Below are 11711 nucleotides of genomic sequence, written 5' to 3' on the forward strand. Positions count from 1 at the left end.
GGTTCGGGCGGTACCAGGGTCGGGACCGCCGAACACCCCTTCTTCACGACCGCTAACCCTGTGCAATAGATCGCACACATTCGGTGAACCCGAACATGCTAACGACTGACCCATGGCCGCGCCAGACGCATACCGACACGGCATACATCGACCAACAACGCCGAGCAACCTATGAAGGCCGGAGCTTTCTGCGGACCTTAGGTAATCATGAAACCTCGGAAGGTGATGTGGTGCCCGTTCGGCACTATTGGTCGGCCACCTCGCGCGGTTCGGCGACGACCATCACGAATCTGAGCTCCTGCTGCCCTGTGCTGGCGTAGCGGTGCGCCCGGTCGGCGGTGAAGAGGACCGCGTCGTCGACCCCGATGACATGGGCCCTGCCATGGACCGTGAGGGTCAGCTCACCGGCGAGCACGGTGAGCATCTCGCGGGTGCCCGCGGGGTGGGGGTCGCCGTCGTGGTGCTCGCCCGGCGCGAGCCGCCAGTCCCACAGCTCCAGGATCATCGGCGAGTCAGCCCCGACGAGCAGCCTGGCCCGCACGTCGCCCTGGTCGAACATGACCACGTCCGCCTTGTCGACGACCCTGACCATCGGCACGTCGGACACCTCGACCAGCCGCGCCACGGTCACGCCGAGCGCCGAGGCGATCCGGGTGAGGGTGGTCACGCTCGGGTTGGTCCTGCCCTGCTCGACCTGGACCAGCATGCCCCGGCTCACTCCGGACCTGGCGGCCAGCGCGTCGAGCGTCAGGCCGCGGTGCGTGCGCTGGGCCCGGACGTTGGTCGCGACGGCCTGCGTGATCGTCTCCGGATCTTGCACCAGTGCAGTCTAGTGGAACAGATTTGCACTATATGTTGTACTACTAGGGCAACAGAGTGAACTAACCGAGAAACGAGGACACGTGACCGCAGTGATCCTGGCGACCGCCTGCGCGGTGGTGTACGGCACGGCCGACTTCTTCGGCGGCCTCGCCACCCGGCGATCCCGGGTGCTCGCCGTCGTCGCGCTCTCGCAGCTCGCCGGGCTGGCGCTCATCCTGGTCCTGCTGCCGGCGCTGCCCGGCCTGTTCAGCGGCGGCGCGCTCGCCTGGGGGCTCGGCGCGGGCCTGTCCGGCGCCGCCGGGCTGGTCCTGTTCTACCGGGCGCTCGCGCGCGGCGTCATGTCGGTGGTCGCGCCCACCACCGCCGTCACCTCCGCCGCCCTTCCGGTCATGTACGGCCTGGCCCGGGGAGAGCGCCCGGCGCCCTTGGCCCTGGCCGGGGTGGTGCTGGCGCTGGGCTCGGTGCTGCTGGTCAGCCAGGACCGCACGACGGGCGGAGGCGGTTCGAAGGGCTCGGTGGTCACCGCGCTGGCGGCGGGCGCCGGGTTCGGCGGCTTCTTCATCCTGCTGGACATCGCCCCTGACGGGGCCGGCCTCTGGCCGCTGGTGGGCGCGCGGGTGTCGTCGATCATGCTCGTGGTCGGGCTCGCCCTGGCGACGCGGCGCGCGCTCAGGCCGAGCGCCGGGTCGATGCCCATCATCCTCGCCGCGGGCGTGCTCGACATGGTGGCCAACGTGCTCTATCTGCTGGCCAAGCAGCAGGGCCTGCTGAGTCTGGTGGTGGTGCTGGTCTCGCTCTACCCGGCGAGCACGCTGCTGCTGGCCAGGCAGGTGCTCGGGGAGCGACTGCACGCGATCCAGGTGACGGGTGTCGCATGCGCGTTGGGTGCGGTCGCGCTGATTGCCGTTGCGTAGCGTACAAGCGCTTGCTACGTTTCGCCCGTGCGCCCCGATTCAGGCGAGCCGCTGGAGCACGTGGCAGTTCCCTACGGCTCCGATGAGGGCTTCCGGAATCTGGCCGTCCCCCGGATCCGGCGGGCGCTGGCCGACCGCAGGCAGGTGCTGGTGGTGGCCCGTGCCGCCCTGCGGGGCCTGCTCGCCGAGGCGCTCGGCGACGACCACGACCGCGTCGACGAGCGCGACCCCGAGTCCTGGTACGCCCACCCGCAACGCACCCTGGCCACCTGCCACGACTACGCCCAGGGGCGGCGCACCCTGCTGGTGGGCGAGCCCCTCTGGGCGGGCCGGAGCGAGATCGAGACCCGCGAGTGGATCCGCTACGAGTCGGTGATCAACACCGCGCTGGCCGGCGTGCACGCCACCGCGCTCTGCTTCTACGACGTGCGCACGGCCCCCGAGATCGCGCTGCGCCACGCGCGGATGACCCATCCCCTGCTGTACGGGGAGACCGGCCGGCTGCCGAGCCCGCACTTCGTCCGCCCGGACCGGCTGGTGCTGAACGGCGACCGGACCCCGCTGCCCGAGCCCACGGGCGAGGTGCGGACGACCCGGTTCACCGCCCGGTCGCTCAAGGAGCTCAGGGACACGGTGGCCGGGTACGCCCACTCCGCCGGGATGACCGGCGACCTGGCGGCCTCACTCGTGCTGAGCGTGTCGGAGATCGCCGCCAACAGCATCGAGCACGGCGCCGGGCACGGGCAGGTCAGGATGTGGACGAGCGGCACGGGCGTGGTCTGCGAGATCAGCGACTCGGGCGGCCCCCTGGAGGACCCCTTACCCGGCTACGTACCACCAGAGCCCGAATCCCTGCGGGGATACGGGCTCTGGATCAGTCGTCAGCTCTGCGATCTGGTGGAGCTTCGGTCACAGGACGGGATGGTGCGCGTCCGGTTGCACATGAGGTTGCGCTAGGTGGCTCTAGGCCGCGCTGGAGGCCGGCAGGCGGACGCTGCCCTCCTCGCGGACGTACGCCTCCAGCATGCCGCGCAGCTGGCGGCGACCCCGGTGGAGCCTGGACATCACGGTGCCGATGGGCGTGCCCATGCGGTCGGCGATCTCCTTGTAGGCGAAGCCCTCGACGTCCGCGAGGTAGACCGCCAGGCGGAAGTCCTCGGGCAGCGAGCGCAGCGCGTTCATCACCACGCTGTCGGGCAGCCGGTCGAGCGCCTCGTTCTCGGCGGAGCGCAGCCCGGTCGAGCTGTGGGACTCGGCGGCGTGCAGCTGCCAGTCCTCGATGTCCTCGGCAGCGGACAGTTTGGGAGAACGCTGCTTCTTGCGGTAGTCGTTGATGAAGTTGTTGGTGAGGATGCGGTGCAGCCACGCCTTGAGGTTGGTGCCCTCACGGAACTGGTGATAGGAGGTGTACGCCTTGGCCACGGTCTCCTGGACCAGGTCCTCGGCGTCGGCGGTGTTACGGGTCAGGCGCATGGCGGAAGCGAACAGCTGCGATGTCACGGGCACGACGTCGCGCTCGAACCAGTCCTGACGCTGTTCTTCGGTCATAGTGATCAAATCATTCCCCCTTGCGCTATCCCCCGTACGGCCCCAGCCGCCTGACCGCGGTTCCATGGTCGCAGCCCGGGTGTAAGGGCCGCGTTAGGCTTCATGCGCTGGTCAGAGAGGTGAACAGTCCACGTGCTCGCGGCGTGCGTCATCACGCCAACGGCCGGACGATCTCATTATCGTAACACTCACTCCCCACATCTGTACAAAATGTGGTCAGCGTCACATGAGATAGCTTTGAAGCATGAACTTCGTGGACCGGCACGACGCGGGGACGCGCCTGTGGGTGGCGGAGGCCATCCGCAAGGTGGAGGCCGACGCCAACCGTAGTTGTGATACTCACCTGCACGTCTTTCCGCTTCCCTCAAGTTGGGGGGTAAACCTCTACCTGAAAGACGAGTCGGTCCACCCCACCGGTTCACTCAAACACCGTCTCGCTCGCTCTCTCTTCCTGTACGGCCTGGCGAACGGCTGGATCGGGCCGACGACCACGATCGTGGAGGCCTCCAGCGGCTCGACCGCGGTCAGCGAGGCCTACTTCGCCCGGCTGCTCGGCCTGCCCTTCATCGCCGTCATGCCCGCCACGACCTCGCCGGAGAAGATCCACCTGATCGAGTTCCACGGCGGCAAGTCCCACCTGGTGACCGACCCCGGCATGATCTACGAGGAGTCGCGCCGACTGGCCGCCGAGACGGGCGGCCACTTCATGGACCAGTTCACCTACGCCGAGCGGGCCACCGACTGGCGCGGCAACAACAACATCGCCGAGTCGATCTACGCCCAGATGTCCATGGAGCCGCACCCGGAGCCGGCCTGGATCGTGGTGGGCGCCGGCACCGGCGGCACCTCCTCGACGATCGGCCGCTACATCCGCTACCGCCGCCATGCCACCCGCCTGGCGGTGGTCGACCCGGAGGGCTCGGCCTTCTACCCGGGCTGGGTGTCCGGCGACGTCGCGACCACGGCCCCCGGCTCCCGCATCGAGGGCATCGGCCGCCCGCGCGTCGAGCCCTCGTTCCAGCCGTCGGTGATCGACCGGATGATCGCGGTGCCGGACGCCCGCTCGATCGCCGCCATGCACTGGGTGCGCGAGGTCACCGGCCGCGACGTCGGCGGCTCCACCGGCACCAATGTCGCGGCGTGCGTGGAGCTCATCAAGGAGATGCGCCAGGCCGGCCTGCGGGGCAGCGTCGTCACCCTCATCTGCGACAGCGGCGACCGCTACCGGGGGACCTACGGCGACCCCGCCTGGCTCAGCGCCCAGGGCCTGCACATCGAGCCGCACCTGGAGGAGCTGCGGGCGTTCCTGCCGCTCTGACGCGTCTCGGGGATCAGGCCTTGGCGGGGTCGACCTCGAACAGCTTCGCCAGATCGTCCAGCATCGCGTGCGCGCCCTGGATGCCCACCGCGCTCATCCAGGTCAGGTCGCTGACCTCGTGCTGGTCGCCCTTGAGCTTGCCCCACAGCGGGTTCTTCAGGAACTTGTCCTTGGGCCCGTCGGAGGCGGGGTCCGGGTAGGTGGCGACGAAGATGCGGTCGGCGTCCAGCTCGGCGATGCGCTCCTGGCTGATGTCGACCGCGATGGCGTCCTTCTCGGTCGGCTGGCCCTCGGGCCGGGGGAAGCCCACGTCCTTCATGACGATGCCGGAGTAGGAGTTCTCCACGTACAGCCGGACGGTGTCCTCACCGGCGAAGCGGACGACGGAGATCGTGGGCAGCTCGCCCTCCTTCTCCTTGATCGCCGTGCCGATCTGGCCGGCGCGGTCCTCGTACGCCTTGATCTTGGTCTCGGCGAGCTCCTCCTTGCCCAGGGCCTGGCCCACGAGGCGGACGTTGTCCTTCCAGATGGCGCCGGTCGTCTCGCTGAAGACCGTGGGGGCGATCTTGGACAGCTTGTCGTAGAGGGCCTCGTGGCGGACCTTGGCCGAGACGATCAGGTCCGGCTTGAGTGCCATCACCTTCTCCAGGCTGGGCTGCTCCAGGGTGCCCACCACGGTCGCCTCCTTGCCGTACTCCGTCGCGACCGGACCCAGGTAGTCGGGGAGCGTGGAGTCGATCGAGCGGTAGGTCGTGTAGCCGACCACCGGCGTCTCCAGCGTCAGCACCGCGTCCACGAAGCTCTGGTCCAGCGCGACGACCCGCTTCGGCTGGGCCGGGATCACGGTCTCGCCCATCGCGTGCTTGACGGTGCGGAACGCCTCCGCCGGCGTCTCGGTAGCGGCCGGTTCAGTCGAGCCGCAGGCGGCGAGCCCGGCGACCAGCAGGGCGCCCACCAGCGCACGCAACGATCTCATCGAATCCCTCTTAACGATCAAGTAAGGCAACCCTAAATTAGGTTAGCCGTGCCTAAGCTGGCATACTTCACCAGGTTCGGGCAAATTCTTAGGGGGATCGGTGAGTTCGACCGCCGTGGCGCCGAGCCTGCCCGGCATCCGGCACCGGCGGCTCCTCGTCCTCCTCGTGATGCTCGCCGGTGTGCTGTTCGCCGTGGTGCTGAGCATCACGCTCGGCTCGAAGCCGGTGCCCCTGAGCGACGCCTGGCACGCGCTCACCGCCCCGTCCGGCACCGAGCACGACATCATCATCCGCTCGCTGCGCGTCCCCCGGACCGTGCTCGGCGTGCTGGCCGGGCTGGCGCTGGGCGTGGCCGGCGCGCTCATGCAGGGCCACACCCGCAACCCGCTCGCCGACCCCGGCCTGCTCGGCGTCACGCAGGGCGCGGCCTTCGCGATGGTGTCCTCGATCATCCTGCTCGGCGCCTCCGGCGTGCTCGCCTACATCTGGTTCGGCCTGGCCGGAGCCCTGGTCGCCAGCGTCGCCGTGTTCGCGCTCGGCATGACCGGCGGCAGAGGCGGCCCCACCCCGGTGACGCTCGCCCTGGCCGGCACCGCCGTCAGCGCCCTGCTGTACGCCCTGACCTCCGCCCTGGTGCTGCTGGACGAGCAGGCGATGGACGTCTTCCGGTTCTGGCAGGCGGGCTCGATCGCCGCCCGGGGCTCCGACGTGGTCTGGCAGGTGCTGCCGTTCATCGTGGCCGGCCTGCTTCTCGCCATGGTCAACGCGCCCGCCCTGAACGCGCTGTCCCTGGGCGAGGACGTCGCCCGGGGCCTCGGCCAGAACATCGCCATGACCCGCGCCGTCGGGGTGACCGCCGTCACGCTGCTGTCGGGCGCCTCGGTGGCCGCCTGCGGGGCGCTGGCGTTCATCGGCCTCATCGTCCCCCACCTGGTCCGCCCGCTGTCGGGCACCGACCACCGCTGGCTGCTGCCCTACTCCGGCCTGGTCGGCGCCGTCCTGCTGCTGGTCGCCGACGTGCTCGGCCGCGTCGTCGCGCCGCCCGGAGAGCTGGAGGTCGGCGTGGTGCTCGCGCTGCTCGGCGCCCCCTTCTTCATCGCGCTGGTGCGCCGCAGGAAGCCGGTGCGGCTGTGACGACCATCCCCCTGCGGATCGCCGGCCTGTCCTGGCGGCTGCGCCTGCGCGGCGTCTGCGTGACGGTCGGCGGCGCGCTGCTGCTCGGCCTCCTCATGGCGCTGAACATGCGCCTCGGCGACATCCAGCTGAGCGTCCCGGAGGTGATCGCCGCCACCTTCGACCCGAGCAGCGCCGCCCACTTCGTCGTCATGGAGCTCCGCCTGCCCCGCGCGCTGACCGGCGCGCTGGTGGGCGCCGCCCTCGCGCTGTCCGGCGCGATCATCCAGTCCATCGCCCGCAACCCGCTCGCCAGCCCCGAGATCCTCGGCGTCACCAACGGCGCCTCGGTCCTGGTCGTGGCCGGGGTGGTGGCCAGCGGCAGCGCGTACGGCGGTGCCAGCGGTCTGCTGTCCACCCTCGGCATCCCCGCGCTCTCCCTGCTCGGCGGCCTGATCGGCGCGGTCGTCGTGTACGGCCTGGCCTGGCGGCGCGGGCTGGACGGCTACCGCCTGGTCCTGGTCGGCATCGGCGTCACCGCCGTGTTCACGAACGTGAAGTTCTGGCTGCTCACCGTCGGCGACGTCAACGACACCAGCCGGGCCATGGTGTGGATCAGCGGCTCGCTGAACGGCCGGGGATGGGAGCACGTCCAGCCGGTGGCGCTGGCGCTCGCCGTACTCCTCCCCCTGACGCTCCTCGGCACCCGCTCGCTCGACGCGCTGCGGTACGGCGACGACACCGTCACCGCGCTCGGCGTGCGGATGAACCTGTCCAGGACGCTGATGATCCTCGCCGCCGTGCTGCTCGCCGCCGTGGCCACCGCCTCGGCCGGGCCGATCGCCTTCGTGGCGCTGGCCGCCCCGCAGATCGCGCTCAGGCTGGCCAGGTCCGGGCAGCCGCCACTGCTGTCGTCGGCCGTCACCGGGGCCGTGCTCACCACCGGCGCCGACCTGATCGCGCGCACCGCGTTCCCGCTGGAGCTGCCCGTCGGCATCGTCACCGCCGTACTGGGCGCGCCATATCTGATCCACCTCATCTGGAGGGCGAGGAAATGAGACTCCAGGCCTCGAGCGTCAAGCTCGGGTACGGGGACCGCACCATCGTCGACGGCCTCGACCTCGGCATCGAGACGGGCACCGTGACCACCATCATCGGCCCGAATGGCTGCGGCAAGTCCACGCTGCTGCGCGCGCTGGGCCGGCTGCTCAAACCGCAGGGCGGCGAGGTGCTGCTCGACGGCAAACGCATCGACCGGACCCCGACCCGCGACGTGGCCAAGATCCTCGGCATGCTCCCCCAGGCCCCCACCGCTCCCGAAGGACTGACCGTGGCCGACCTCGTCGCGCGCGGCCGGCACCCGCACCAGACCTGGTACCGCCAGTGGTCCTCCGACGACGAGGCGGCGGTGGCCGACGCACTGGCCATGACCGACCTCGCCGACCTGGCCGAGCGTCCGCTGGACGAGCTGTCCGGCGGTCAGCGGCAGCGCGCCTGGCTCTCCATGGCCTTGGCGCAGGGCACCGACTTGCTGCTGCTCGACGAGCCGACCACGTTCCTGGACCTGGCCCACCAGGTGGAGGTTCTGGAGCTCGTCCGCCACCTGCACCAGCGGGCCGGCCGGACCATCGTGATGGTCCTGCACGACCTCAACCTGGCGGCCCGCTACGCCGACCGGCTGGTGGCGATGCGCGACGGCCGGGTGATCGCCTCCGGCGCCCCGCACGAGGTCCTCACCGAGGACCTGCTGCGCGAGGTGTTCGACCTGGACGCCAAGGTCATCGAGGACCCGGTGGCGGGCACCCCGCTGGTCATCCCGATCGGCCCCCACCGCCGCCCCTCCCCGGACCACCTCATCAAGAGCCCGTGACTCCGCCGGAGCCGCGCCCCCGGCGGCTTCCCGGCAGGCCGTGACCGCCGGACTCGCCGTGGTCAAGGCAGGTCCGCCAGCGCCTGCCGTACATCCTCGTCGTCGGGGGCGAGCTCGGCCGCCCGCAGCAGGTCCGCGCGGGCCTGAGCGGTCAGGCCGAGCGCGCGCAGCGCGTAGGCGCGGTTGAAGCGCACCTCAGCGCCGTCCTCCAGCTCGATCGCCCGCGTCAGGTCGGAGACCGACGCCTGCGCGTCGCCCTCCTCGAACGCCAGCGCCCCCCGCCCCGCCCAGGCGACGGCCAGCGAGGGAGCCCGCTCCAACGCCGAGTCGTACGCCTTACGCGCCTCCACCAGGTTGCCCTGCGCCGTCTCGATCTGGCCCAGCACGCTGAGCAGGAACGGGTTGCCCGCATCGCGCTCGGCGTCCACCCTGGCCCGGTCGAGCTCGTCCAGCGCCACCAGCAGCCCGGCGCGGTTGACGTAGGCGTCGGAGAAGCCGGGGTCCAGCTCGATCGCGTAGTCCAGGTCGGCGAGCGCCCCCGCCAGGTCGCCCTGCGCGTACCGCACCTCGGAGCGGTTGTAATAGGGCTCGGGGAAGGGCGGGCCTGCCCGCATGGCCGTCTCGTAGTCGGCCACGGCCTCCTCCGGCCGGCCGAGCCGGTGCAGCAGGTTGCCGCGGTCGAGGTAGTAGTCGGGGTAGCCGGGGTCGGCCGCGATCGCCGCGTCCAGGTCGGGCAGCGCGCCCTCCAGGTCGCCCCGCATGGCCGTGAGCTGCGCCCGGTTGGCCCGCAGCACCAGCTTGTGCACCGGATGACGGCCGGGTTCGAGATCGCGTTCGGCCAGCTCGATCGCCGCGCGCACCAGCCGCCTCGCCTCCTCGGGACGCCCTCGGCGCACCTCCACGAGCGCCTTGCCGTTCAGGTCGAAGCTCAGGTGGAAGGCCCGCTCGCCACGGTCGGGCAGCCGCGAGGTCAGCGCCACCGCCCGATCGATCCAGGCCGCCGCCTCCTCCGGGTCACGCCTGCCCTGGTCGTGATGCCTGACCAGCAGCATCGCCGTGGCGTAGGCCGCGGTGGCGAGGTGCTTGGGGTCGGCGCTCACCTGGCGGGCGTGGTCGAGCAGGTCGCGGGCCTCGTCCTCCCGGTCGAGGGCGGCCAGCGCGGTGGTCGTGCGGTGCAGCAGCGTCCACCACGGCTCGCCGTCCTCCCGCAGCGTCGGCAGCAGCGCCGCGCCCGCCTCGGCCATCGCGTGGTGAAAACCCTCGTTGCGGAAGCGGTCCAGCTCGGCGCCCGGCGCGTAGGAGGGCGGCGGGCGCGGCGGCCCGGACGGCTCACGCACGATCGTGAGCGCCGGAACGCGCCGCTCCAGGACCGCCAGCAGCTCAAGGTCGGTCGGGTCGGCCTGCCCGGTGTTGAGCGCTCGCAGCGCGAGCGGCCCCGCCACGGCCAAGTGATCGCGTACGAACTCCGCCAGCCCGTTGGCCAGCCTGAGCGTACGCAGGGGAGCGGGGACGAGGATGCGCTCCTCCTGCGGCACCCGGTCGGCCAGCGTCGTGCGCCTGGCCGGGACCCGCTGCCGCAGGGCGGGAGCCACTGCTCTGATCTCGATGTCGTGCGCCGCCACCAGTTCCGGCGACGCCTCCGCGAAAAGCGTGCCCACCAATGCGCCTGCCAGCGTGTATGGGCCGTTCAGCGCGCGATGCGCGTCCAGTGTGATCTGTCTCAGCGTCGCTCCCTCGGGCAACGGCTGGGCCGGCGCCCCCACCGCTGACGCCGCCCCTCTGCCATGAGGGTGCTAGGCGGCGTGCTTGGGGGTCGCCGCGCCGGTCAACTTCACAGTGCCCGGCTTATGAACCACGACCTTCTTCATGTTCGCCCTTTCCGATCTGGACAGATCGTTCAATGTCAACACGACATCGATTCGACGACAAGCCAAGTAACGAAAAGGAGTATTTCCTAATAAGTCAACATTTCACTCACCAAGAATGGCGTCCACGAACACCTCGGCGTCGAAGGGCGCCAGGTCGTCCGGCCCCTCGCCGAGCCCCACGAGCTTCACCGGGACGCCCAGCTCACGCTGGACCGAGATGACGATGCCGCCCTTGGCCGTGCCGTCGAGCTTGGTCAGCGCGATGCCGGTGATGTTGACCACCTCGGCGAACACCTGAGCCTGGCGCATGCCGTTCTGGCCCGTCGTGGCGTCCAGGACGAGGAGCACCTCGTCCACGGTCGCCTTCTTCTCGATGACCCGCTTGACCTTGCCGAGCTCGTCCATCAGGCCGGTCTTGGTGTGCAGCCGACCCGCCGTGTCGACGATCACCACGTCGACCTTCTCCTCGATGCCCCTGGCCGTCGCGTCGAAGGCCACCGACGCCGGGTCACCGCCCTCCGGGCCGCGCACCACGTCGGCACCCACCCGGTCACCCCAGGTCTGCAGCTGGTCGGCCGCCGCCGCGCGGAAGGTGTCGGCCGCGCCGAGCACGACCTTCTTGCCGTCGCCGATCAGCGAACGGGCGAGCTTGCCGGTGGTCGTCGTCTTGCCGGTGCCGTTGACGCCCACGACCAGCACCACCGCGGGCCGCTCGCCGTGCTTGGCCACCCGCAGCGTACGGTCGAGACCGGGATCGATCTGGATGAGGAGCTGCTCGCGCAGCAGCGCCCGCACCTCCTGCGGCGAGCGGCTGCCGAGCACCTTGGACTTGGTGCGCAGCTCCTCGACCATGATCTGGGTCGGCCCGACCCCGACATCGGCGGTGATCAGGCTCTCCTCGATCTCGTCCCAGACCTCGTCGTCGAGCCGATCACGCGACAGCAGCTCCAGCAGCCCCCTGCCGAACGCGCTCTGCGACTTGGCCAGCCTGGACCGCAGCCGCACCATCCGGCCCGCGGACGGCGGCGGCACCTCCACTTCCGGCACCACGACGGCGGGCTCGGCCGCCGGAGGCGGTGGCGGGAGCGTGGTGGTGGCCCCCTCTCCCTCCCCGGCCCCCGCCGGCCGCTTCTCCATGTCCTCCGGAAGCGGGAGCGTCTCGGGGGGCTCGACCGGCGGGGCGGCCTTGCCTCCGGGCCTGAAGAGCAGGAACAGGCTCCCCGCCGCCACGAGGGCGACAAGGACCACGATCACTATGACGCCGAGGTAACCATCCACAAG

General features: G+C 70.8%; 11 protein-coding genes. 6 read left to right on the forward strand and 5 right to left on the reverse strand.

Annotated features, from left to right (window positions below; all coding sequences use genetic code 11):
- Nucleotides 1-244: 244 nt before the first annotated feature.
- A complete protein-coding gene (locus tag ACIBQX_RS15910; protein WP_397004906.1) occupies nt 245-820 on the reverse strand; it encodes a helix-turn-helix domain-containing protein in 576 nt (191 codons plus the stop codon).
- 82 nt (nt 821-902) lie between these two features.
- On the opposite strand from ACIBQX_RS15910, the gene ACIBQX_RS15915 reads away from it, so the two are divergent.
- Nucleotides 903-1736: an EamA family transporter gene (locus tag ACIBQX_RS15915; RefSeq protein ID WP_397004908.1), complete on the forward strand. Its 834-nt coding sequence runs from the start codon at nt 903-905 to the stop codon at nt 1734-1736.
- A gap of 27 nt (nt 1737-1763) precedes the next feature.
- A complete protein-coding gene (locus tag ACIBQX_RS15920) occupies nt 1764-2693 on the forward strand; it encodes an anti-sigma factor RsbA family regulatory protein (RefSeq protein ID WP_397004910.1) in 930 nt (309 codons plus the stop codon).
- Nucleotides 2694-2699: 6 nt separating this feature from the next.
- Here ACIBQX_RS15920 and ACIBQX_RS15925 read toward each other — a convergent pair whose 3' ends face one another.
- Nucleotides 2700-3284: a sigma-70 family RNA polymerase sigma factor gene (locus tag ACIBQX_RS15925; RefSeq protein WP_397004912.1), complete on the reverse strand. Its 585-nt coding sequence runs from the start codon at nt 3282-3284 to the stop codon at nt 2700-2702.
- Nucleotides 3285-3528: 244 nt separating this feature from the next.
- Here ACIBQX_RS15925 and ACIBQX_RS15930 point away from each other — a divergent pair, with 244 nt between their 5' ends.
- A complete protein-coding gene (locus ACIBQX_RS15930; protein WP_397004914.1) occupies nt 3529-4602 on the forward strand; it encodes a PLP-dependent cysteine synthase family protein in 1074 nt (357 codons plus the stop codon).
- A gap of 13 nt (nt 4603-4615) precedes the next feature.
- On the opposite strand, the gene ACIBQX_RS15935 is transcribed toward ACIBQX_RS15930, so the two are convergent.
- Nucleotides 4616-5578, reverse strand: coding sequence for an ABC transporter substrate-binding protein (locus tag ACIBQX_RS15935; protein WP_397004916.1), 963 nt, complete (start codon nt 5576-5578; stop codon nt 4616-4618).
- Between the two features lie 100 nt (nt 5579-5678).
- On the opposite strand from ACIBQX_RS15935, the gene ACIBQX_RS15940 reads away from it, so the two are divergent.
- Genes ACIBQX_RS15940 through ACIBQX_RS15950 form a run of 3 tightly spaced genes read left to right on the forward strand, consistent with a single transcriptional unit; the run spans nt 5679 to nt 8562 of the window.
- On the forward strand, nt 5679-6713 hold the full coding sequence (locus ACIBQX_RS15940) for a FecCD family ABC transporter permease (RefSeq protein ID WP_397004918.1): 1035 nt from the start codon (nt 5679-5681) through the stop codon (nt 6711-6713).
- On the forward strand, nt 6710-7750 hold the full coding sequence (locus ACIBQX_RS15945) for a FecCD family ABC transporter permease (protein WP_397004920.1): 1041 nt from the start codon (nt 6710-6712) through the stop codon (nt 7748-7750). The genes ACIBQX_RS15940 and ACIBQX_RS15945 overlap by 4 nt, the downstream gene beginning before the upstream one ends.
- Entirely contained in the window at nt 7747-8562 is an 816-nt protein-coding gene (locus tag ACIBQX_RS15950) for an ABC transporter ATP-binding protein (protein ID WP_397004922.1), read from the forward strand. Before ACIBQX_RS15945 ends, ACIBQX_RS15950 begins: the two co-directional genes overlap by 4 nt.
- 62 nt (nt 8563-8624) lie before the next feature.
- Here the strand turns inward: ACIBQX_RS15950 and ACIBQX_RS15955 are convergent, their stop codons facing one another.
- Together ACIBQX_RS15955 and ftsY are read right to left on the reverse strand one after the other, a co-directional pair.
- Nucleotides 8625-10220 (reverse strand): tetratricopeptide repeat protein, encoded by a 1596-nt coding sequence (locus tag ACIBQX_RS15955; protein ID WP_397004924.1) that lies wholly within the window; start codon nt 10218-10220, stop codon nt 8625-8627.
- Nucleotides 10221-10532: 312 nt separating this feature from the next.
- Nucleotides 10533-11708: a signal recognition particle-docking protein FtsY gene (gene ftsY / locus ACIBQX_RS15960; RefSeq protein ID WP_397004926.1), complete on the reverse strand. Its 1176-nt coding sequence runs from the start codon at nt 11706-11708 to the stop codon at nt 10533-10535.
- Between the last annotated feature and the right edge of the window lie 3 nt (nt 11709-11711).

The organism is Nonomuraea sp. NPDC049714 (genome assembly GCF_044465295.1).
Classification (GTDB): Bacteria; Actinomycetota; Actinomycetes; order Streptosporangiales; family Streptosporangiaceae; genus Nonomuraea.

Bases quoted from the DNA above. Each gene is read 5' to 3' on its own strand.
- ACIBQX_RS15925 (WP_397004912.1), bottom strand. From the start codon at position 3,284: ATGACCGAAGAACAGCGTCAGGACTGGTTCGAGCGCGACGTCGTGCCC.
- ACIBQX_RS15930 (WP_397004914.1), top strand. From the start codon at position 3,529: ATGAACTTCGTGGACCGGCACGACGCGGGGACGCGCCTGTGGGTGGCG.
- ACIBQX_RS15935 (WP_397004916.1), bottom strand. From the start codon at position 5,578: ATGAGATCGTTGCGTGCGCTGGTGGGCGCCCTGCTGGTCGCCGGGCTC.
- ACIBQX_RS15950 (WP_397004922.1), top strand. From the start codon at position 7,747: ATGAGACTCCAGGCCTCGAGCGTCAAGCTCGGGTACGGGGACCGCACC.